This window comes from Alkalitalea saponilacus (assembly GCF_900168165.1).
GTDB lineage: Bacteria > Bacteroidota > Bacteroidia > Bacteroidales > Marinilabiliaceae > Natronoflexus > Natronoflexus saponilacus.
Window position 1 is genome coordinate 245033 of record NZ_FUYV01000001.1, and the last position, 23224, is coordinate 268256.

Below are 23224 nucleotides of genomic sequence, written 5' to 3' on the forward strand. Positions count from 1 at the left end.
GAGAACGAGTCCCTAAGCCACGTGACTCGTTTTAGATACACTCTGAAACAGATGCCATGTAAATTTGATACAAATATCCTGTTTGAAGAGTTTGAAGAAACTTTTAATTTGTGTTTTAGGTTCTATGGTAATTTTAAAATTGATGATATTAATTTAAATCCAATAATTATGGGTACTAACAGACGCGATTTTATAAGAAATGTTTCATTAGGCACCGCCGGTTTGGCAATGAGCGGGTCATTAATGGGTATGATCTCTTCTAAACGTGCAAGCGCAAACGAAAGAGTAAACCTTGCCTGCTGCGGAATCGGAAACCAAGGGGCTGCAGACATTTTGGCCTTGTATAATACAGGACTGTGTAACATTGTTGCGCTTTGCGATACCGATATGGGTGCCCGTCATACCACACGTATGATGGAGCAATTTCCTAATGCTCCCCGCTTTCAGGACTTCAGAGTGATGTTCGATAAAATGGCCAATCAAATTGATGCTGTTCTCATAGCCACTCCTGATCACTCGCACTTCCCTATGACCATGCTGGCAATGTCATTAGGAAAGGCTGTATTTGTTGAAAAACCACTAGCCAGAACCTTTCATGAGGTGGAGCTAATGATGCAGGCTGCTCGTAGGTATGGTGTTGTCACTCAAATGGGGAACCAGGGGCATTCCGGAGCCAATTATTTCCAATTTAAAGCTTGGGTAGAAGCAGGGATAATTAAGGATGTTACGCATATTAATGCCCATATGAACAACCCTCGTCGTTGGCATGGATGGGACACCAGTATTACAAAATTTCCTTCCGGCGATCCCATACCTTCAACTTTAGACTGGGATGGATGGGTCGCTGCAGCAGAGATGAGAGATTTTCATCGTGATTTTGTAAATGGTCAATGGCGTTGCTGGTATGACTTTGGATTGGGTGCTTTAGGAGATTGGGGTGCTCACATTATTGATACGGCTCACAGATTCCTTGATTTGGGGTTGCCTTATGAAATAGATCCCATAAAGCTTGATGGGCATAATAGCTTTTTCTTCCCTCAGGCATCAACCATTGCATTCAAGTTCCCTGAAAGAGGGAATATGCCGGCTTGTGACATCACCTGGTATGATGGTATTGATAATTTTCCTCCCCTGCCTGACGGAATGGGGAATGTAGAATTAGATCCTGATATTCCGCCACCAAGCGATGGGGCGATTCAACCTATTTCATTAAATCCTGGAAAAGAAATTTACAGTAAAGATCTTGTGTTTGCCGGTGGTACTCATGCGAGCACTTTGTCTATCATACCAGAGGAGAAAGCAAGAGAAATGCAAAGCAAACTTCCTGATGTTCCACAAAGCCCGTCAGACCATTACGCAAATTTCCTGTTAGCTGTGAAGGGGCAGGAGGAAGCTCGCTCTCCATTTGAGATTTCGGGTCCTTTAAGTCAGGTGTTTAGTTTGGGTGTGATGGCTCAGTTCATGAACAAGAAATTGGTTTTTGACAGAGAAACGAAACAAATAACCAATAGTAAACTGGGTAATGAATTGTTGGTTGGAACTCCACCGCGCAAAGGATGGGAAGAATTTTACAAATTATAATCCTCCTCATTTCTTCGTTTAAAACGAAGAGATGAGATGATATAGATATTCATTTCTAAATTATTTAAATTATGATCAAGTTATTTATGGTTTTGGGTTTTTCATTGATCCTGACTGTTGTTTATGGCCAGGATCCCAGAGAAACAGAGGATTGGTCACGTGAGCCTGAAGTAGTAATACCAGGCAGATTCAATATGCCTCCCTCCGATGCAAAAGTTTTGCTGGGTTCTTCAATTGATCTAGTGCACTGGGAGCATCGCAATGGCGATCCTGTTCGTTGGGAAATGAAAGATGGAGTATTGACTGTTATTCCGGGAACTGGAGATATTCTATCAAAGGCTCGTTTTGGAGATGTGCAACTTCATGTTGAGTGGCGTACTCCGGAAGTCGTAACTGGTAGTGGCCAGGGGCGTGGAAATAGTGGTGTTTTTCTTATGGATAGGTACGAAGTGCAGGTGCTTGATTCATGGGAAAATGAGACCCACTACAATGGACAAGCTGCAAGTATATATAAACAGCATATTCCTTTGGTTAATGCTTCTTTGCCTCCCGGCGAATGGCAAACGTATGATATTTTCTTTATAGCTCCTCGCTTTAACGATGATGGATCTTTAAAATCCCCTGCCTATGTTACTGTATTACACAACGGTATTTTGGTGCAGAACCATGTGGAACTATTAGGTCCCACCAGATACATAGGTTTTCCTGAGTATGAGGTGCATGATGAAAAAATGCCCATACGCCTTCAAAACCATGGAGATTCTGTTAGCTTTAGAAATATCTGGGTAAGAGAAATAGACTTGTTTAACGATTGAATGACAATTATAGCTTTTCTGTAATGTAAAAAAATAAGTGACAGCCATACGGCTGTCACTTATTTTTTTGATGGGATATATTTAAATATCTATATCTATTTCTTCGTTTTGAAATTAAACTTGTTCATGTCAGATATACTTTCTCTTTCTACAGGCACAGTGCTGCGTGGTTGTAAATCAAACACCCGATCATTTTTAGCAAACTTATGCTTATCATAGATCTATAGACTTTTCCCGAGGCATTCGGGATTAGATACTAGACAAAATTATCTACTTGGTTTTAAAGAGTTTGAGGATTTAAGAGGTGGGTCTGTATTTAGATGAAAATCAACGAGATAAAAAAATCTAACGAGCTATTAATTCACTATTTAATGATTTAATCGTCCATCTTCGCACCGTAAATTAGGCCTCATTTTCTCAATCACTGATTGCATATATTCATAAAACACATAAAAAGACAGTTTTAGATTGGCTGAAAAGAGGCTTTATTTGTCGAATTTATCTGAGAGTAAATATGGATTATCTAATTTCAAAAGGAGTTGATTTTGTTTTAGATTAATTTCACTGCCAGTTTTATTAATAAGAACAATTATGAAAAAATGTTTACTTCGAATTGCTTTATTAGCTGTTCTAATTATGGTTGGCAATCAAGCTTTGGCTTGGGTCGGAATGCCAACTCCAAGACTTCATGTTGATGGCCGATATTTAAAAGATCCACATGGTAATATTGTGAATCTTCATGGTGTTGGGATTACCCCCAGTCCATGGTTCAACGGTGGTCATGTTGGGGAATGGCGCTGGCATGACTTCGATGTTGAAGGGGCCTTGGCTTACAACAACTCTGTAATTGATGTTTTAAGCGATCCTTCGAAGGGTTGGTATATGAGCTACATCAGGTTGCACATGGATCCTCATTGGACTAACACACCGGGATGTACTCCCGATGCACATGAGCTTCCCAACTGTTTTAATGTTGATAGATTTATAAAGTATCTTGATGAGGTATATATTCCATTGGCTGAGCACGCCATTTCTCGGGGATTATACGTTGTAATTCGTCCTCCGGGAGTTTCTCCTCATGTGATTGGTGTAGAGGATGATTATAATTACGCTGAATATTTGATGACAGTGTGGGATATTGTATCAAGCCATCCTTGGATTCAACAGCAAGAGGAGATCATGTTTGAACTGGCTAACGAACCAGTTCAAATTCGTCTTGCAGATGGTTCTGTAGGTGCCAATACACAACCACACTTTGATGTGTTGGTTGAAATATTTCAACCAATTGTGGACAGAATCCGTGAGAATGGGTTTCATAATGTGCTTTGGATTCCAGGTTCTGGTTATCAGTCCCACTATAAGGGCTTTGCAGTTAATCCTATCCTGGGAGACAATATTGGTTATGCTGTCCACATCTATCCCGGATATTGGGGTGGTGTTAGAAATTATGAGAGGTTCAGACAGGCTTGGGATGAAAATGTGAAACCTGTTGCAGATTTTGCACCCATAATTATTACCGAAATTGATTGGGCTCCCGATGGAGTTGGTGCCTGGGGAGATGGAATAACCGGTGTCGCAGGTGGAGAAGGATTTGGCGCAAACTTTAAAAAAATAACAGATGAATCTGGTAATGTGAGTTGGAATTTATTGATGGTCGAAAACCTTCTGGAAAATGGTGATCCTGATGGAGGAATTGCATACGGAGGAAATCCCGAAGCATGCGGTTACCCAACTTTCCATTGGTGGCAAGAGTATGCCGGATATGAGTATCCACGCCCACATTTTGAAAACAGATCCATCAGCGACAATGGTAATGGAACATTTAAAAACCCTGTAATTTATGGTGATTTTCCAAATGCTGATGTAATACTTGTGGATAATATGTATTATATGTTGAGTTCTTCAAAAATCATAGCAGGTGGATTGTCGTTGTTAAAATCTAATGATTTAGTGAATTGGGAATATGCCGTTAATCCTTTACAAAGAGCCGAGTCTGCTCATGGTGAAGGTTTTTATAGCGACTTAATTCCCAATGGGCTTTCCAGAATTAGTTTTCATGAAGGAGTGTTTTATATTGTTTTTAATACCGATAATAATACATACATTCTTTCGTCTGAAAACCCTGAAGGTATATGGTCTATAGATGAGCTTGACACCTATTATGATAATCCGGTATTGATGTTTGCCGAGGGCAATAAATATATGATTCATGGGGCTGGTGATATCATGCTTAGAGAGCTAAACGAGGACTTTGAAGCCGTAGGTGGCAATGAGGTCATCATTGGTTTTCGAGATTATGACTTTTATGGAACTCGTGCCTATATAATTGATGGTCAGTATTTCATTACATCTGGTAATGTGTCAACAGGAAGTCAAATTGTATTTCGTTCAGATGAATTAACAGGCCCTTATGAAGAGTCAGTGCTTCTTGATCATACATTGATTAATAGTGTTGCAATCGTTGAGACTCAGACAGGACAATGGTGGTCTCTCCTTTCTTACAATCACGAAGAACTTGGGCAACTGCCGTCATTGTATCGATTAGAATGGAATGATGGGTGGCCCTCGGTAAGAATCGTTAGTGAAATCATGGGAAATATGCAGAAACCAAGGGTTGGAATGAGTTTCTTTCCTACGGCGCTATCAACCAATGATAATTTCCGGTATTATCAGTTAGGAGCTCAATGGAATTGGTATAACAGCGTTAATCATTCAAATTGGTCGTTGTTTGAGCGACCCGGTTATCTGCGAATTCATACAGGAAATGTAGTTGATAATATCGGTGATGCGGAAAACGTGCTCACGCAGAGGGTGCTAGGGTTTAAAGATAATGATAAGTCTTACGCCACCATTAGAATGGATATTAGCGAAATGGTGGAGGGTGATGTTGCAGGTCTATCTATCCTTCAAAATCCGTATGCATTCATTGGAGTTATGGTTGAAAATGATCAGCCCAAAATTATCTATAATAATAATGGAACAATTGATATAGGTTCGGAAATCTCAGACGCCTACATATATTTACGCATAATCGTTAACCGAGATGAGAAGAAGGCTGCTTTCTATTACAGTTTAGATAATGAGGATTACATCCCCTTCGGGATTGATTTTGAACTAGGTTTTGATGAAAATTTATCTTTCGCAAATCGTTTTGCCATATTCAATTATGCAACCATTGAAGAGGGTGGATTTGTTGATATAGATTGGTTTTCAACTGAAGAGGTTTTCAACGAAGATATGTTCTACGATCCCAATTTTGTAGGTTATACTGAGGATCAGTTAATTCTTGAATCTTTGTCTGTTGAGAGTTCAAATATCACAATGATGACAGGAAGCAGCAGATCCCTCAATGTAAGTGCGCTTTATCAGGATGGAAGAGTTGAAAACGTTGCCAGACGTGCAGATATACTAAATTCATCTCCAGATGTTGTTCGGATTGTTAATGGACAAATTGTAGCCCTAAAAGACGGTGTTGCAAACATTACTGTTACCTTCTCAGGAGAGTTGGCCGGTTCTGAAACCATTTATTTTGATGTAAACGTTACAACCTTCCCGTTAACCAATGAGTTGTTTAACCCTTCAATTTGGGAATCCGGTACATTTGATGAGGAAACTGGAGCATTAATCACCGGACAATGGGGCTTTGGAGGCTGGACATATGATCAAGGTTTAGATTTGTCAGACTACAAATACCTTGTTGTAAAGTTGAAACAGCCTACCACAAGTGGTGCCTCCTTTCGTATTTTTAATGAAACCAGTTATTGGAGTACGCCTTATTCTTATGTAGTCGGATCTGCAACTGAGTTTGTAGTGCCATTGCAACATATGTACAAAGTTGTAGATGGGCAACAAGTAAAATTAGATCCTAAAGCTCTTTATATAATCGGGTTTTGGTCGCATGGCGGAATTCCTATTTATATCGATGATGTTTTTGTGTCTAATTCTGATGAATATTATGTTGATATTCCAAATAGTATCTCAGAAATGGACAAACCGGTTTTGAGTGATGATGATATTGTAGATGTTTACTCAATAAGCGGTGTTCTAATTCGCTCTTCTATATATAGAAGAGACGCTGTAAATGGGCTGCCAGGTGGTATTTATATCATTGGAAATGCACAAAAAGGGTATCTAAAAGAGCTGGTGAATAGCAATAGATATTGAATTATGTTATAAATTTAAGTTCATAGATTATTTACTTTTAAAATTTATATAGAGATGAAGAAAAGTCAAATCAATTATTTTGGAAAATGGCCAATGGTTTTTTTGTCCGTTTTTATGATGATTTATTCTTTTAGTGCAGTGGAAGCGCAAAGAAGAGCAAACAGAAATGCTCCCGTTTTTTCTGAATTTGTTTATCAGGGAGATGATCAGGTTTACCGGGATTATCCTTTAGAAGACGATGAATTCTATAGCCCTATTTTGCAGGGATGCTACCCTGATCCTGCGATTGTTAAAAGAGGAGATGATTATTTTATGGTTCATTCATCTTTCTCTATGTGGCCAGGTGTGCCTATTTTTCATTCCAATGACTTAGTGAATTGGACTCAGATTGGTCATGTGTTGGACAGACCTTCACAGCTTAAGGTGGTTGATTCCGGAATTAGTGCCGGTATTTTTGCCCCCGCTATCAAGTATAATGAGCATAATGAGACTTTTTACATGATTACAACCCAGTTTGCAGGAGGCATTGGTAATATGGTTGTAACCACAAAAGATCCATTCAAAGGATGGAGTGATCCTTACAGATTGAACTTTAATGGAATTGATCCATCATTATTCTTCGATGAGGATGGTAAAGCATACGTTGTGCACAACGATGCTCCAGACCCAGGAAAAGAACTTTATGAGGGACACAGGGTTATCAAAATTTGGGACTTCTGCTTAGAAGAAAACCAGGTTATTGAAGGCACTGATAAGATTATTGTAGATGGTGGAGTGGATATTACAAAAAATCCTATCTGGATTGAGATGCCACACATCTATAAAAAATATGACCGATACTATTTATCATGCGCTGAAGGTGGAACTGGAGGTTGGCATAGTCAAGTTGTTTTTGTGAGCGACAATCCTAGAGGGCCATATACTCCTGCACCGGGCAATCCAATTATGACTCAGCGTTACCTGAATCCAAACAGGGCTAACAGAGTAGAATGGGCAGGACATGCGGATATAGTAGAAGGGCCTGATGGGGAGTACTACGCAGTTTTTTTAGCAATCCGTCCTAATGAAAAAAACAGAGTAAACATGGGACGTGAAACTTTTATTCTTCCTGTTGATTGGAGTGGAGAATGGCCGGTTTTCGTAAACGGTCTAGTGCCATTTGAGCCAAAGCTTAAAATGCCTAAGGGTGTAGTAAACAGGACAGGAGAAGATGGTTTCGTTCCTAACGGTAATTTTACTATAAACGAGGATTTCTCTGCTGAAAATCTTGATTTTAGATGGATTGGAATGAGAGGGCCACGTGAAGCATTCATTAACAGAACCAGAAATGGACTTCAGATTACTCCATTTGAGAACAACATTAAAGCAATGGCTCCTGTTTCCAGCTTATTTATCAGACAAATGCATAATACTTTCACTGCAACCACAACTATGAGCTACACTCCTCGATCTGAGAGTGATTTGGCAGGAATTGTGTGTTACCAGAACGAAGGTTTCAATTATGTGTTTGGGGTTACAAGAAAAGGTAACGACACTTATCTTTTACTTGAGAGAACGGAAAGAGGTGAGTCAACCATTCTGGCCAGCACTAAAATTGACGTTCGTAATCCAATTCATCTGCAAATTAGAGCCGAAGGTGATAATTACAGATTTAATTATTCATTGGATGGAACTGAATTTAAGAATTTGGGAGGAACCGTATCAGGAGATATTCTTTCTACTAATGTAGCTGGTGGATTTACCGGTAATTTAATCGGTTTATATGCAACTTCTGGTAATGATGTACAACCTGAATAAGTTAAATAACTGATTTTAGCTATAAAAAATCACCATAAAATTTACAATAACTGGTAAATTTGGTCTGTAAATACCTCCTGGCAATGCCGGGAGGTGTTTTTTATTTGTTCAGCTTAGATTTTATATCTAATTTGCACATAAAGATTATTTTTTACATTTATAAAGTATCTCCATTTATTTTGAACATTGTGCGCAGTTAATGTTTACGAACATTATATCTTAATATGCTATGATTAATAATTTTGTATCTATGAAAAAGCTTCTTCTTTTAATCTCCATTTTTGTTTTAATCTCCGTCATTGTTAATTCTCAGAGTTTTATTGAAAATGCCCCTGAAGGCTTTGACCTTCCTCAAACTGAGGTTTTAGCTGGAAAAATCGACACGATAGTCTATGAGTCAAACACTGTAGGAACAACTCGAAACGCTTTGCTCTATACCCCTCCCTGCTTTAATTTTGAGAATCAGTGTCCGGTGTTGTATTTGTTTCATGGAATAGGAGGTGATGAGTTTGAGTGGTATGTCAATGGTTCTCCAAATTTGATCTTTGATAACCTTATTGCCGAGGGTAAAATGAATCCCATGATTGTTGTTTTGCCCAACGGACGAGCAATGAAAAATGATCGGGCAGAAGGCAATATCTTCGAACGGGACAAGGTAGAAGCCTTTTCAACATTCGAACAAGACTTACTTAATGATTTAATCCCGCATATAGAGGCTAACTATCCGGTAATTAAGGAGCGTAAGTATAGAGCTATAGCCGGCTTATCCATGGGTGGAGGACAAGCGCTAAATTTTGGATTGGGAAACACGAATCAATTTGCATGGGTTGGAGGTTTCTCTTCTGCTCCTAACACCAAAGAACCAAATGAACTAATTCCGAATCCTTCTAAAATTAATGAGGATCTAGAACTGCTTTATATCTCATGAGGTGATCAGGATAGGCTTTTGCGCGTAACCCTCAGAACGCATGAATTTTTGAAATCAAATAATGTTCAACACATTTATAGATTAATTCCGGACGGTCATCATGATTTTGCAGTGTGGAAGGATGACCTCTACCATTTTGTTCAATTACTATTTAAGCCTGTTGATTATAGCATTTACAACTAAACATTGATTACCATTAAAATACAAAGATTGACGGTCGATCACCAAAGCGCAGGCAGTTAATGCTTTAAAGTATTGATTGCCTGTTGAGTGTATAAAAGCTTGTTGTTCTATTAAAATTAAAACCTTAATTAAATTCAAAATGAAAAAAATGTCATTTTGCTCAGGATTACTCATCTTATCTCTGAGTTTGTTTCTTAGCTCATGTAAACAAAGTTCTGACAACAATCAAAATCCGGTTGTAAATATATGCAGCGGAGATATTTCCGGTTATTTAGATGATGGAATTTATACCTTTAAAGGTGTTCCATACGCTAAGGCAGAAAGGTTTATGCCACCTGAAAGAGTTGATGGATGGCAAGGAGTGCTTGAATGTGTTGAGTATGGTCCCATTGCGATGCAGATTAATAGTTGGTCGCCAGACTCAGTGATGGATGAGAAAGATTTGTTTAGTGTCAATATATGGACTTCTGGCTTGGATGACACGAAAAAGCGACCTGTAATGGTTTGGTTACATGGAGGTGGTTTTAGTTTTGGCTCCGGCAGTGACCCTATAACAGAAGGTAAACTATTGGCAGAAAAAGGAGATGTGGTCGTTGTTTCAATCAACCATCGTCTTAATATCCTTGGTTTCCTCGATTTATCTGCAATTGATGACAAATATGCCAGATCTGCAAATGTGGGGATGCTTGATATTGTGGAATCCCTGGAATGGGTTAACCGAAATATTGAGAACTTTGGTGGCGACCCTGATAATGTCACCATTTTTGGAGAATCAGGCGGAGGCGGGAAGGTGGGAACCCTCATGTGTATGCCTGGTGCCAGTGGATTATTTCACAAAGCAATTATACAAAGTGGAACCTTGGTCAATGTAATGACTAAGGAGAAATCACAAGAGGTAGGTCTTGCTTTATTGGACTATCTGGGAATATCAAAAGATGAGGTTCATAAGTTGAAATCCATTCCGTACAAGGAGCTTGTTGTTGCAGGCGATAGTGCATTAAGAAGGACCGTTGGACTTAGGAGACCCGGAACAAGAAGAATGTTTGGGTTTGGGCCTGTTCCGGATGGCACTGATTTACTTCAACAGCCATTTACTCCAGGATTTTCAAATATCAGCCAGGAGGTTCCATTGATGATTGGTACTACTTTCAATGAGATGATGAGAACATATTATGCAGAGACAGATCTCACTTTCGAACAAGCAAGTGTAAGGTTAGAGAGCCAATACGTTGAAGAAACTGGTCGTTTTGTTGAACTATTTAAACAAGCATACCCTGATTATACGCCTCAGGATTTGTTATCAATTGATACCGTATTTCGCCCCATAACAATTAAAGTGGCCGATGCAGCATCTACAAGAGTTGCCCCGGTTTATTCTTACATGTTAACATGGAAAAGTCCTGTGGATGATGGTACACGTGGCTCTTTTCATGCGTTGGACATTCCTTTAGTATTTAATAATATAGAGCTTGGTAAGCACTGGTCAGGCGACACAGAGGATGCAATTGCTCTGGCTGAAATAATGAGTTCATCATGGATAAACTTTGCCAGATCAGGTGATCCTAATGTTGCCGGGGTTTTACCTGAGTGGGATGCTTATACTAAGGAAAATGGAGTAACCATGATTTTTGATGATGAGTGCAAAATTGTAAGAAATCACGATAGGGAGTTGATGGACATTGTATTGTCTTTTGAGCAATAATGAAACGTCTTTGTTTTGTGAATCGTCTCCCGATAGATCGGGAGACGTAGTCAAACTCACAACAAGGGAATGAAAATAATAAGCCATTAAACGAAGGTTAAGGTCAAAATAAAAGCTACTACCATTTTTTGGTAGTAGCTTTTAACATTTAATGATTAAACCTTTTGCTATAATCAATGTCTTTGTTAAATAATGGATACATTTTTTAACTGCCTGAATTCAGTTTTGTTTTGATTTAAGGGCTTTAATCACTTTGATGATTAGGGTGTTGTGTGTTTTTGTGTATTGATGGATTAAGATGGGATTTTCTGTTTGTATTAATGATTATAAAAATAAATTAAATTGTTTTGTTCAAAATGAAGTGTCGCCACCATTTAGTTGTGACCATCAGGTACAATATCATTTCATAAAAGTTCCTGCTTTGCCGAACCTCGATATCTTTCATCCCCCGATAAATCTCAACAATTTGTTTCGATGGATCGGAAAGTAATAAGACATATTTTAAAATAAATTATTTTCAAATGAGAAGAACTCTATTAACATTAACCCAAATTTGCCTGATATTCACTCTTATGGGGCAAAGCAACTCTCAACCTGCATCAACAAACGTAAGAAGAGCGGAATATCCCCGAATAACAGAAGACAGCAGAGCTGTTTTCAGAATTGAAGCTCCTGATGTTGATCAATTACAACTTGATTTAGGCCGACGATACGACATGGTTAAAAACAGTGATGGAGTATGGGAGGTCACTACAGATTCCTTGGGAGAAGGTTTTCATTATTATTCTCTGATAATTAACGGACTTGCTGTTGCTGATCCTGCCAGTGAAACTTTCTATGGAATGGGCCGCAAGGCAAGTGGAATCGAAATTCCTTTTGACGGAGATGATTATTATTCCCTGAGAGATGTTCCCCATGGCGAGATCCGAATCAGACGCTACTTCTCCCAAGTAACCAATAGTTGGCGAAGCTTTTATTTATACACTCCTCCGTGTTATGACAAAGATACTTCAAAAAAATATCCTGTATTGTACCTTCTTCATGGTGGAGGAGAGGATCAGCGTGGGTGGGCTATGCAGGGGAAAACCGACCTTATCCTCGACAACCTCATTGCCGATGGACAAGCTGTCCCTATGGTCGTGATAATGGTTGATGGCAATATTCCCTCCGCAGGTTTTGGGCTAAGCGCTTTAGAAGCTTTCGAGAACGAGCTGATAGAAAGCATAATTCCTTTTGTGGAAAGTAAATATCGTGTGAAGGCTGATGCTGACAGTCGTGCACTTGCAGGTCTGTCAATGGGTGGATTGCAAACCCTTCATGCGGGGTTAAGGAATACAGAAATGTTTTCATTCTTAGGAGTTTTTAGTTCAGGATGGTGGGTCAATCAACCAGCGATTTCAGATCCCCAGTATGATTTTATGAGAAACAACACAGAAGTAATTAATAATAACTTGAAACAGTTCTGGATCGCAATGGGGGGGCAAGAGGACATTGCCTGGGAAAATTGCCAGGTAATGATGCGTGAGTTTGACCAAATGAGTGTTCAATATTCATACTCCGAGTATCCGGGAGGACATACATGGCCAGTGTGGCGTAACAACCTGTACAACTTTTCGAAACTCTTGTTTAAATAGAGTATTTTCAAAGCAAAGAACATTGGATTTTCTAAGTTTCGCCAAATGGTATTCGAAGTATCCTTTTTTTAAGTGAATCAACACATAAAAATTGCACTAACTAAAATACATTCAAAAATGAAAAATCTATCAAAATGCATCTTCCTTATGGCTTTAGCCATTGGGGCAGTTGCACATGGTCAGGTTGTGGAAGACTTTTTACCATCCTCTGCAAATCAACCTGGAAAAGAATACCCAAAGGTAAACTCCGAAAGACGTGTTCGGGTTCAGATTTCTGCTCCGGATGCTAACTATGTCCAGCTTGATATTGGCGCTGTTAAATATGATTTGGTCAAAGATGAGAATGGTGTTTGGACAGGTGAATCGGCTCCTCAGGATGAAGGTTTCCATTATTACCAGCTAAACATCGATGGTGCATCAGTACCGGATCCGGGTAGCTTATATTTCTACGGTGCAGGTCGATGGGGCAGTGGAGTTGAAATACCGGCACATGATGATGAGTTTTATGCTCTTAAAAATGTACCTCACGGTCAGGTGAGAGAGCACATCTATTTTTCTGAAATTGATGATGCTACACGTCGTTGTTTCGTTTATACACCACCATGCTACGAACACAACCCTGAGAAACGATATCCTGTATTGTATTTACAGCACGGGGGTGGTGAAAATGAAACAGGTTGGTCAGCTCAAGGAAAGGCAAATCTGATTATGGACAACCTTATAGCAGAAGGGAAAGCCAAGCCATTTATTATTGTGATGGACAATGGTACCTGGAGAATGCCTGAAAGGTCAAGGCCTGCCGATGGCGGTGAAAGACCACGTGGTCCATGGCCTCCAACAGGGTGGGCAGATGGTTTTATGAATATTCTTACCAAAGATATTATCCCTATGATAGATTCTAACTATCGCACCATTGCCAATCAGCAAAACAGAGCGATGGCAGGCTTGTCAATGGGGGCTATGCAAACAAGGGTTATAACTCTGGCCAATTCTGATCTGTTTTCACACGTTGGAATGTTTAGTGGCGGAAGCATCAGCATCGAAGACATTGAAGCAAACCCTGATTTTATAAATAATGTGAATCTGCTGTTTATTAGCTTTGGAAGCACAGAAGTAGAGAGTGGCAGATATAATATGGGAACCGATCCGGCATTAAATGTTGAAGAACTTAAAAAGAGAGGTTTAAATGCCCATTATTATGTTTCGCCTGATACAGCACATGAATGGCAAACCTGGAGAAGAAGCTTGTATCAATTTGCCCCTCTCTTGTTTCAAGATTAATGATTTCCTTACATAAGTAAGTCTTAAAAATAATATGGATTTTCATGCAAGTTGCCGTTTTACGCAACTTGCATGGGTTTTAAAATTCAGTTATCGAAATAAACTTTTAAGCTTTCACCAATTGACAGTTCTATATGATAACGTCATTGCATAAATCACTTAATTATGAAAATTTTAAAAATTGCACTAATAGTACTATTGTCATTTCATTTTGGAATGGCTCAATCTAATCAGCCAGCCATTGTTGAAGACTTTGAGCCTGCCATCTCAAATCAGCTCGGAAGTGAGTTTCCTCAGGTCAATTCAGAGGGGCGTGTTCGGGTTCAGATTTCTGCTCCGGATGCAAACTATGTTCAACTTGATATAGGTGGAGTGAAATATGATTTGGTGAAGGATGATGATGGCGTTTGGACCGGAGAGTCGGAACCTCAGGATGTGGGTTTTCACTATTATCAGCTTAATATTGATGGTGCTTCAGTTCCGGATCCCGGTAGTCGGTTCTTCTTTGGTGCATGCCGCTATGGAAGCGGCATAGAGGTGCCCTCAGATGATATGGATATCTTTGCAAATAAGAATGTACCGCATGGCCATGTTCATGAAGTTTATTTTCCATCAGAAAGCACCGGCGTATCCCGTAGAGCTTTTGTTTATACTCCCCCATGTTATCAAAAAGAAACAACATCGAACTATCCTGTTTTATACCTTCAACATGGTTATTGTGAAAATGAAACTTCATGGCCTAAACAGGGACGTGCCAACTTCATCATGGACAACCTTATTGCAGAAGGAAAAGCAAAGCCTTTTATCATTGTTATGACCTATGGGATGATCAATGATGTGGAATTTGGCAGAATAATGGACTTTGACATTAACCCATTTCAAACCGTACTTATTGATGAATTAATTCCCTATGTTGACGCTAATTTCAGAACGGTAAGTAACCAATCGCACAGGGCTATGGCAGGGTTATCAATGGGCGCATTTGAAACCAGGCTGGTTACCCTTAACCGACCCGATGTATTTTCATCTTATGCCTTATTCAGCGGTGGTATTTACGCACCTGAAGAGCTCAAGGAACATGATAATCTAAAACTTGTTTTTTTGAGTTGTGGCAGTAAAGAGAGACCAGAAAGGATTGCAACAGCTGTAAAAACCTTGAAAGAAAATGGATACAACGCGGTGTCGTATGTTTCGGAAGGTACTGCCCATGAATTCCACACATGGCGTCGCAGTCTGCATCAGCTTGCTCCGTTGTTGTTTAATGATTTGGATTAAATAGTCATATTATGAAAATCATAAGGTTAGTTGCGTTTTTATCTGCACTATTGATTGGCAAACCTGGGTTTGCGCAATCTTCCATAATGCAGGAGGATTTTAAGCCATCAGAACTAAATCAACCCGGCAAAGAGTTTCCACAGGTAAACTCCGAAGGGCGGGTGCGGGTGCAGATTTCAGCTCCGGATGCAAACTATGTGCAGCTTGATATAGGAGGAGTAAAATACGATTTAACCAAAGATGAAAATGGAGTTTGGACTGGTGAATCTGCTCCTCAGAGAGAAGGTTTTCAATATTATCAGCTCAATATTGATGGTGCTTCAGTGCCCGACCCGGGGAGCCTTTACTTTTATGGTGCCGGAAGATGGGGGAGTGGCGTAGAGATTCCTGCACACGATAAAGATTTTTACGCACTTAAAAATGTCCCGCATGGTACTGTGGCCGAACTAATTTATTTCTCAGAAATAACTCAGGAATTTCGCAGATGTTATGTCTATACACCTCCTTGTTAAGATAAAAACCAAAATATGAGGTACCCGGTGCTCTATCTACAGCACGGAAGTTTTGAAAATGAAACCAGCTGGTCAAGGCAGGGCAAAGCAAATATTATTCTTGATAATTTAATTGCTGAGGAAAAAGCAGTTCCCATGATCATTGTGATGGATAATGGCTATGCCTTTAAACCGGATGAAAATCAAGCTGTAAACAATCCAAACAGACCTGCACTGGTTTTTGAGGAGGTAATGATGAACGAAATTGTTCCTTTAATTGACACACGCTTCAGAACAAAAACCAACCGGGAAAATCGTGCCATTGCAGGACTATCAATGGGAGCCAATCAAACCATGCGAATAGCCATGAACAATCTTGATAAGTTCTCTTCTTATGGAGGGTTCAGTGGAACAGCAAATTTCCCCAGCTCGGATAAGATTGATGTTGATACCTTTTTGGGTGGGATTTTTAAAGATGGTGAATTTGTAAATGAAAGTCTTAAGGTTTTATGGCTTGGACTTGGTACTGAGGAAGCTGAAATATTTCCCCTTACTGTAGGCGCCTTTCGTGATATGTTACATGAACAGGAAATTGACTATGTATATTATGAGTCTGTTGGCACAGGTCACGATTGGCTCACATGGCGCAGGTCATTATATCAATATACTCAATTACTATTCAAATAGAACTTATTCATAGAATATACGAAAGAATGAAAAACCTGATATTTAAATTCTTTATAACAGCGCTGTTTTTAAGTTCTTCTGCAATTATATTGCAGAATGTAAATGCTCAATTAATAGATTCTTCGGTTCCGGCATCAACAAATATCAACCAGAACGATTGCCCATGTATCATGCCTGATAACAGTGTTGTTTTTCGGGTTAAATCCCAAAATGCTCAGCAAATTCAGATTGATCTGGGTAAAAAATATGATATGGTCAAGGGCGCCGATGACATGTGGACTGTTCGTACAGAGCCTATTGAGCCCGGATTCCATTATTATTTTTTGGTAATTGATGGGATACCCGTTGCCGATCCTGCAAGTAATTCCTTTTATGGGACTGGTAGAATGACCAGTGGAATTGAAATTCCGGAACCCGGAGTCGATTTTTATTCTATCAAAAATGTGCCACATGGGGCAATGAGTTCAAAATATTACTTCTCTGATGTTACCAATAGCTGGCGAAGACTTTATGTTTACACTCCACCCGGATATGATAAAAGTATTGAGAAAAAATATCCGGTCGTATATCTGCAACATGGGGGCGGCGAGGATGAGACTGGATGGGTTAGACAAGGAAAAGCTGATGTAATTCTTGATAACCTGATAGCGGAAGGCAAAGCTGAACCAATGATAGTGGTAATAGCAAATGGTAATATTGCATCCGGTATGAGAGGCTATAGCAGTGAAGCTATGACAGGCTTTAAACAGGAGATGCTCCATAACATTGTACCTTTTATTGATAAAAACTTCCGAACCAAAGCCAATGCTGAAAATAGAGCCATTAGCGGATTGTCGATGGGTGGTGGTCAGTCATTTTATGTAGGACTTGAGAATCTTGATGTTTTCAGTTCTGTTGGGATTTTTAGTTCTGGTATTTTTGGAGGTATTCGGACAAATACAGGCAGTACTTTCGATGCTGAAAGTGAAATACCGGGACTGCTCTCTAAGGCGGGTGAATTTAACCAAAAGCTCAATTTGCTTTACATATCTTGCGGTGAGGCTGATATGCGTATTGACCATACCAAAACGGCTGTGGCAAAAATGCGCGAGGAGGGGCTAAAGGTCAAGTTCAATACATTTCCGGGAGATCATGAGTGGCAGGTTTGGAGAAAATCGTTACACGATTTTATTCAACGGGTGTTTAAATAATCATTAAAATATAAATTTTATGCAAAAGCATATACTATTTCTTGTGGGATTAGTTTTGCTGAGTCCTTTTGCTCTAAGAGGTCAGCAAGCCAATGTAAATCTGGATTACAATCCACATAAAAATACTGAAGGCCTTAATCCGTTCAGCGCTCCTCTTAACTCTCCGGAAGTGCACCACGACCAAACTGTTACATTCCGACTGAGGGCTCCTGAGGCTAAGGAAGTGGTATTGCCCCCGGGGGCAATACATACAGCAAATGAGTTGGGAAATGCGCCCATTCCTTTCATTAAAGGTGAGGACGGGGTCTGGAGCCTGACAATAGGTCCTCTTATCCCTGATATGTATGCTTATCATTTTCATATTGATGGAGTACAGGTTCCGGATCCTAATAACACTTATGCTGCTTTTACCGCTATGCCTCCATACAGTCAGTTAGTAGTGCATGGCAATGAACCTGCATATTATGATGCAAAAGATGTGCCTCATGGAAATGTTACCAGACATGTTTATTACTCGGCCGTTACCGATGGGCAACGTGAACTGTATGTTTATACCCCGCCATGTTACGATCCGAATAAAACCTATCCTGTTTTATATCTGGTAGGTGGGAGTGGTGAACTTCCTTCCAATTGGGTTTACGATGGACGCGTTAATTTTATTATGGATAACCTGTTGGCAGAAGATAAGGCTGAGCCCATGATAATTGCCATACCTAATAATCAGATCATACACCGTAATCACCCCAATCATACAGAGCTTACTTTCGATATTTTTGAAAAGGAACTTCGTGAGCACGTCATTCCGCTGATCGACAAGAGCTATAGTGCCATTGATTCTCCAAAAGGAAGAGCCATTTCAGGATTATCAATGGGGGGCCGTCATAGCATGTTCATCGGTTTTCGTTCGTTAGATTTGTTTGCAAACTTTGGTATTTTAAGTGCCGGTGATTCAAATGCTGAAGCTTCACTGGCGCACTTTTTAAATGACCCCCATGTCAATGAAAAGGTTGATTATCTGTTTGTAGGACAGGGAACGAAAGAAGCAACCAGTTTCTTTAATCATCGTTGTCAGGCATTGCATGAAGCTTTGGCTAATCATAACATTAAACATGAATACTATATTGGAGGTCACGGAGGACACGATTGGGGAACATGGAGACACCTTTTATATTATAGATTCCTGCCAAATCTTTGGAAATCAAATTAATCTTAAATCTGCTCAAAATGAAAAATATTAATTTAATACTACTCACATTACTAGCACTTTTGATAGGCTCATGCTCACAGCAACCCGGTCAGGTTAAAGTGGAGGGCGGTCTTATCCAGGGAGTTGTCACCGATGATTTGTTGATTTTTAAAGGTGTTCCTTTTGCAGCACCTCCTACGGAAGATTTGCGCTGGAAAGCCCCACAGCCCGTCGAAAAGTGGCCTGGAGTATTGGAAACTTTTGAATATGCACCCGCACCAATGCAGGGAGGAGAACCGGCCTCAGGAAAAAGTGAAGATTGTTTATACCTTAACATTTGGACGCCTGCAAAATCGGCAAAGGAAAAATTGCCTGTTTTAGTCTGGATTTATGGAGGTGGGTTTAGCTTTGGCTCAACATCCGATCCTGTGCACAATGGGGAACATCTGGCACGCAAAGGAGTCGTTGTTGTAAGTATTGCATACAGAGTTGGCCAGCTTGGTTTTCTGGCACACCCCGAATTGAGTGCCGAAAGCCCCAATGGTGTTTCAGGAAACTATGGCCTGCTGGATCAAATTGCAGGTCTGGAATGGATTCAAAGAAACATCTCCGAATTTGGTGGTGACCCGGATAATGTTACCATTTTTGGTGAATCGGCAGGAGGAATCTCGGTAAGTATGCTATGTGCTTCACCTGTTGCAAAGGGTTTGTTTCATGGAGCAATATCACAGAGTGGCGGCTCGTTTGGTCCAACAAGGCCAACAACCTACCCTGGCGAGAATATGAAAACACTGCAACAGGCAGAGCAGGATGGTATTGCGTATGTTAACAGAGTAGGGGTGTCGTCCATTGAAGAACTAAGACAGATTGATGCCACAGAACTACCCCTGGGAATGGGAATGGGAGGAGCCTGGCCAATTGTTGATGGCTATGTAATTCCCGGAGATCAGTATGAATTATATGAAATGGGTAAATTCAATGATGTACCTGTACTTATTGGTTATAACTCTGATGAAGGTTTGAGCTTCCCGGGTGGGCGTACTCCGCAAGATTATATTGATAATGTGAACAGACGCTTTGGCCCTTTTGCGGATAAATTATTAAAAGCTTATCCGGTGGGAGAAACCTCTGTGCCGCGAAGTGCCCGTAACCTTATGCGCGATGCCGCTTTTGGCTGGCCAACATGGGCTTGGGCAAACTTGCAGTCTGAAGTCGGTAGCTCTCCGGTTTTCTTTTATTATTTCGACCAGCACCCTGAATTCGCGGAGGATTCTCCTCAGGCTGACCATGGAACACCGCATGGAGTGGATGTCCCGTTTGTATTTATGAATCTTAATGCAGACGATCCGAATGTTTCTGAGTCAGACCTTGAAATCTCGGAGATTATGGGTACTTATTGGACTAATTTTGCCAAATATGGCCACCCCAATGGTGAAGGTGTAACGGAATGGCCCAAATTCACCAAAGAGAATCCAAATGTAATGTATTTAGGACCAAATGCATACTTGGGACCGGTTCCTGATGAGGCCTCACTAAAGGTAATGGATGCCTATTATAAATGGCGCCGTACGCCCGAAGGCAAAGATTGGGCAAAATAGAATCACCATTTACAGTTTTGAATGTTCATGATGTACAAGAGTAAGCATCAGTTTATTAAAGGTTTAGGTTGATGTTTGTGCAGCGTGTATATTATCAGTAAAATAAATATCCCAAAATCCAGAAAATGAAAGTTCAATTCGCATTTCTCGTATCCCTGTTCCTTTTATGGAGCAGTTTCGTTCATAGTCAAACTCTTCAGTTGAATGAACTGGAGTATTTTGAGCAGAATGGTCTTAATGTATTGGTTTACAGCAATCGATACAATCCCATATTTTTTGATGAGAAGACCGCCGGCATTGAGTTGATACACCACGGAGTGAGAACAGCAACCGGAGGTGCTGTTAGATTGCATCACACGCCTGAGCAATGGGATTTGGTTCCGGAAATTGTGAGTAGAAAAGTTGATGTCGAGAATAACTTCATTTCGACACATTTGCGGTATGCGGATTTTAATTTTGATAGCGAAATTAAGGTAACTCCACATAAAAACGGGTTCCGGATTGAAGTGTTTTTAGAAAAACCAATTCCGAAAGAATTGGAAGGAAGAGCAGGCTTAAACTTTGAATTTCTTCCTCCTGATTATTGGGAAAGTACTTATCTGGCCGACGGTAAGCCTAAACTTTTTCCCCGGTACCCTGCCAGTGATGCGCAAGTGAGACCTTCGAGTGAAAAAATTCAGCAAATATTTGATCACTCCACCTTTGATGATCGCGGAAGAGGGGAATTTCTTGAACCTTTGCCAATTTCAATGGCGAATTCCTTTGTTTTGGCTCCGGAAAATCCTGAACGACGAGTTGTAATTGAGTCTGATTCGGAAATAATGTTCTTCGACGGACGCATTCTGGCTCAGAATGGATGGTATGTTTTTCGCTCTCTTCTCCCATCAGGAAAAACTGGTAAGGTAATGGAGTGGTATGTTGAACCCCATACAATTCCTGATTGGGTGCGAGAACCCAACATTGGGTTCTCGCAAGTTGGGTACACTCCTGCACAACGAAAAAGAGCAATCATTGAATTAGATAAAAACGACAATCCGCAATCATCAGCCAAAATATTCAAGGTTGCTAAAGATGGTAGCGAAGTTCCCGTGTTTACAGGCATGACAGAAGAATGGGGCAGATATTTGCGTTATAATTACCTTGTGTTTGATTTCAGTGAAGTGAAGAATGAGGGTGTTTATTTTATTGAATATGGCGGGCAAAGAACCAATGTTTTTCCTATTTCTAAAGATGTTTATGAAGGTATCTGGCATCCAACAATGGATGTTTGGCTGCCTATTCAAATGGATCACATGACGGTAAGAGAAGCTTATCGTATCTGGCATGGAAATGCACACCAGGATGATGCCCTTCAGGCACCTCTGAATCATAATCATTTTGACGGTTACAGTATGGGCGATACCACCGACACCCGCTTTGAGCCTTTCGAGCGCATTCCCGGATTAGACATAGGAGGATGGTACGATGCCGGAGACTTTGACATTCAAACGGGCTCTCATAATGCTGTTGTTATGGATTTGGTTCAGATTTATGAGACTTTTGCACCTCAGCGTGATATGACCTACGTGGATCAAAAAACCAGATATGTTGACATTCACCGTCCTGATGGAAAAAATGACATGCTCCAACAGATTGAGCATGGTGTTTTGGCTTTAGTTGCACAAATCGAAAATATTGGACATCCCATTAGAGGAATCGTTGTGGGAAATCTATACCAATATCATCATCTCGGTGATGCTGCAACAATAACTGATAATCTCCCATACAATCCCAATTTAGCGCCTTATGAAACAGATGGCGTGAGCAGTGGCACACTCGATGACCGGTGGGCCTTTACAACTCGCAGTGTTTTTATGGATTACTCAACCGCAGCTTCGTTGGCCGCAGCAAGTAGGGTTTTAAAGGAGTTTAATCCGGATTTATCCCAAAGAGCATTGGACTGTGCTATGAAAATGTGGAATGATAATATAGATGTAGATCCTGAAACAATGGATGGCGGCAGGCCTTTCTTTAATTTTATGAGAGTGAAAACTTCAGCGGCTCTCCAACTATTTATAACTACAAAAGAGGACCGATTTAAAAGAGTTTTCGAAGATGCCATTTGGAGCCAGATGGATAGGACAATGTTTGATACAAACAGACCTGGTAATTTTCCCGTAGATAATGCTTTCTCTTATGCCCTCATGGCATATCCTCATATGAATGAGAATTTTCACGGCAAACTTCGTCCGTTTGTTTTGCAATATTTGGAGGAGTCCAATCAAATCACTTCGGTGAGTCCATACGAGGTTCCCATGGGAGGCCGGGGATGGGGAGGCAATACCCCTATCATGAAATGGGCCATCAACAACTATTTTATTCATAAGTATTACCCTGAATTAATGGATGTTGAGTCGATATTTAGTGCTATGGACTACATACTCGGTTGTCATCCATATTCAAATGTCTCATTCGTTTCTACAATAGGAGTGAAGTCCAAACAAGTTACTTATGGCAGTAACCGGGCCGATTTTACGTTTATTGCCGGAGGCGTAGTTCCCGGTTTGGTGTTATTACAGCCTGATTTTTATGAGAACAAAGATGACTGGCCGTTCCTGTGGGGACAAAATGAGGCAATTATAACCACAGCCACTCCCTATGTTTTTCTGGCACATGCTATTGAAGAACTGGCAAAGGAGATGAATAAGGTAATTGATTAGAACCTCCTTTGAG

At 40.3% G+C, this 23224-nt stretch carries 15 protein-coding genes; all 15 read left to right on the forward strand.

The window, feature by feature from the left end; translation table 11 throughout:
• The first annotated feature begins 168 nt into the window (after positions 1-168).
• The 15 genes from B5X70_RS00925 to B5X70_RS00990 all read left to right on the forward strand — a co-directional run bounded on the left by B5X70_RS00925 (position 169) and on the right by B5X70_RS00990 (position 23211).
• On the forward strand, positions 169-1581 hold the full coding sequence (locus B5X70_RS00925) for a Gfo/Idh/MocA family protein (RefSeq protein ID WP_079556213.1): 1413 nt from the start codon (positions 169-171) through the stop codon (positions 1579-1581).
• A 71-nt stretch (positions 1582-1652) separates the two neighbouring features.
• Complete coding sequence (locus tag B5X70_RS00930) at positions 1653-2396, forward strand: 3-keto-disaccharide hydrolase (protein WP_079555974.1); 744 nt, start codon at positions 1653-1655, stop codon at positions 2394-2396.
• A 591-nt stretch (positions 2397-2987) separates the two neighbouring features.
• Positions 2988-6560, forward strand: a complete 3573-nt coding sequence (locus tag B5X70_RS00935) for a family 43 glycosylhydrolase (protein WP_079555975.1) — start codon at positions 2988-2990, stop codon at positions 6558-6560.
• A gap of 54 nt (positions 6561-6614) precedes the next feature.
• Complete coding sequence (locus B5X70_RS00940) at positions 6615-8357, forward strand: glycoside hydrolase family 43 protein (protein WP_079555976.1); 1743 nt, start codon at positions 6615-6617, stop codon at positions 8355-8357.
• A 250-nt stretch (positions 8358-8607) separates the two neighbouring features.
• Positions 8608-9285: an alpha/beta hydrolase gene (locus tag B5X70_RS00945; RefSeq protein WP_198314237.1), complete on the forward strand. Its 678-nt coding sequence runs from the start codon at positions 8608-8610 to the stop codon at positions 9283-9285.
• A 322-nt stretch (positions 9286-9607) separates the two neighbouring features.
• Positions 9608-11170, forward strand: coding sequence for a carboxylesterase/lipase family protein (locus tag B5X70_RS00950; RefSeq protein WP_198314236.1), 1563 nt, complete (start codon positions 9608-9610; stop codon positions 11168-11170).
• Positions 11171-11691: 521 nt separating this feature from the next.
• Entirely contained in the window at positions 11692-12804 is a 1113-nt protein-coding gene (locus tag B5X70_RS00955; protein ID WP_079555977.1) for an alpha/beta hydrolase-fold protein, read from the forward strand.
• 117 nt (positions 12805-12921) lie between these two features.
• Positions 12922-14085: an alpha/beta hydrolase-fold protein gene (locus B5X70_RS00960; protein ID WP_079555978.1), complete on the forward strand. Its 1164-nt coding sequence runs from the start codon at positions 12922-12924 to the stop codon at positions 14083-14085.
• Between the two features lie 165 nt (positions 14086-14250).
• The gene (locus B5X70_RS00965) at positions 14251-15360 is read left to right on the forward strand and encodes an alpha/beta hydrolase-fold protein (protein ID WP_079555979.1); all 1110 of its coding nucleotides are present in this window, start codon (positions 14251-14253) and stop codon (positions 15358-15360) included.
• 11 nt (positions 15361-15371) lie between these two features.
• Entirely contained in the window at positions 15372-15872 is a 501-nt protein-coding gene (locus B5X70_RS18215) for an early set domain-containing protein (protein ID WP_232468412.1), read from the forward strand.
• 15 nt (positions 15873-15887) lie between these two features.
• Positions 15888-16538, forward strand: a complete 651-nt coding sequence (locus tag B5X70_RS18220; protein ID WP_232468411.1) for an alpha/beta hydrolase — start codon at positions 15888-15890, stop codon at positions 16536-16538.
• Positions 16539-16564: 26 nt separating this feature from the next.
• Positions 16565-17728, forward strand: coding sequence for an alpha/beta hydrolase-fold protein (locus B5X70_RS00975; protein WP_079555980.1), 1164 nt, complete (start codon positions 16565-16567; stop codon positions 17726-17728).
• A gap of 19 nt (positions 17729-17747) precedes the next feature.
• The gene (locus B5X70_RS00980; protein WP_079555981.1) at positions 17748-18935 is read left to right on the forward strand and encodes an esterase; all 1188 of its coding nucleotides are present in this window, start codon (positions 17748-17750) and stop codon (positions 18933-18935) included.
• A gap of 17 nt (positions 18936-18952) precedes the next feature.
• Positions 18953-20512: a carboxylesterase/lipase family protein gene (locus B5X70_RS00985; protein WP_079555982.1), complete on the forward strand. Its 1560-nt coding sequence runs from the start codon at positions 18953-18955 to the stop codon at positions 20510-20512.
• A 125-nt stretch (positions 20513-20637) separates the two neighbouring features.
• Positions 20638-23211, forward strand: coding sequence for a glycoside hydrolase family 9 protein (locus B5X70_RS00990; protein WP_079555983.1), 2574 nt, complete (start codon positions 20638-20640; stop codon positions 23209-23211).
• Positions 23212-23224: the final 13 nt, after the last annotated feature.

What these genes read in the sequence shown, in the direction of transcription:
- B5X70_RS00925 (WP_079556213.1), top strand. Translation starts at nt 169, where the DNA reads ATGGGTACTAACAGACGCGATTTTATAAGAAATGTTTCATTAGGCACC.
- B5X70_RS00930 (WP_079555974.1), top strand. Translation starts at nt 1,653, where the DNA reads ATGATCAAGTTATTTATGGTTTTGGGTTTTTCATTGATCCTGACTGTT.
- B5X70_RS00935 (WP_079555975.1), top strand. Translation starts at nt 2,988, where the DNA reads ATGAAAAAATGTTTACTTCGAATTGCTTTATTAGCTGTTCTAATTATG.
- B5X70_RS00940 (WP_079555976.1), top strand. Translation starts at nt 6,615, where the DNA reads ATGAAGAAAAGTCAAATCAATTATTTTGGAAAATGGCCAATGGTTTTT.
- B5X70_RS00945 (WP_198314237.1), top strand. Translation starts at nt 8,608, where the DNA reads ATGAAAAAGCTTCTTCTTTTAATCTCCATTTTTGTTTTAATCTCCGTC.
- B5X70_RS00950 (WP_198314236.1), top strand. Translation starts at nt 9,608, where the DNA reads ATGAAAAAAATGTCATTTTGCTCAGGATTACTCATCTTATCTCTGAGT.
- B5X70_RS00955 (WP_079555977.1), top strand. Translation starts at nt 11,692, where the DNA reads ATGAGAAGAACTCTATTAACATTAACCCAAATTTGCCTGATATTCACT.
- B5X70_RS00960 (WP_079555978.1), top strand. Translation starts at nt 12,922, where the DNA reads ATGAAAAATCTATCAAAATGCATCTTCCTTATGGCTTTAGCCATTGGG.
- B5X70_RS00965 (WP_079555979.1), top strand. Translation starts at nt 14,251, where the DNA reads ATGAAAATTTTAAAAATTGCACTAATAGTACTATTGTCATTTCATTTT.
- B5X70_RS18215 (WP_232468412.1), top strand. Translation starts at nt 15,372, where the DNA reads ATGAAAATCATAAGGTTAGTTGCGTTTTTATCTGCACTATTGATTGGC.
- B5X70_RS18220 (WP_232468411.1), top strand. Translation starts at nt 15,888, where the DNA reads ATGAGGTACCCGGTGCTCTATCTACAGCACGGAAGTTTTGAAAATGAA.
- B5X70_RS00975 (WP_079555980.1), top strand. Translation starts at nt 16,565, where the DNA reads ATGAAAAACCTGATATTTAAATTCTTTATAACAGCGCTGTTTTTAAGT.
- B5X70_RS00980 (WP_079555981.1), top strand. Translation starts at nt 17,748, where the DNA reads ATGCAAAAGCATATACTATTTCTTGTGGGATTAGTTTTGCTGAGTCCT.
- B5X70_RS00985 (WP_079555982.1), top strand. Translation starts at nt 18,953, where the DNA reads ATGAAAAATATTAATTTAATACTACTCACATTACTAGCACTTTTGATA.
- B5X70_RS00990 (WP_079555983.1), top strand. Translation starts at nt 20,638, where the DNA reads ATGAAAGTTCAATTCGCATTTCTCGTATCCCTGTTCCTTTTATGGAGC.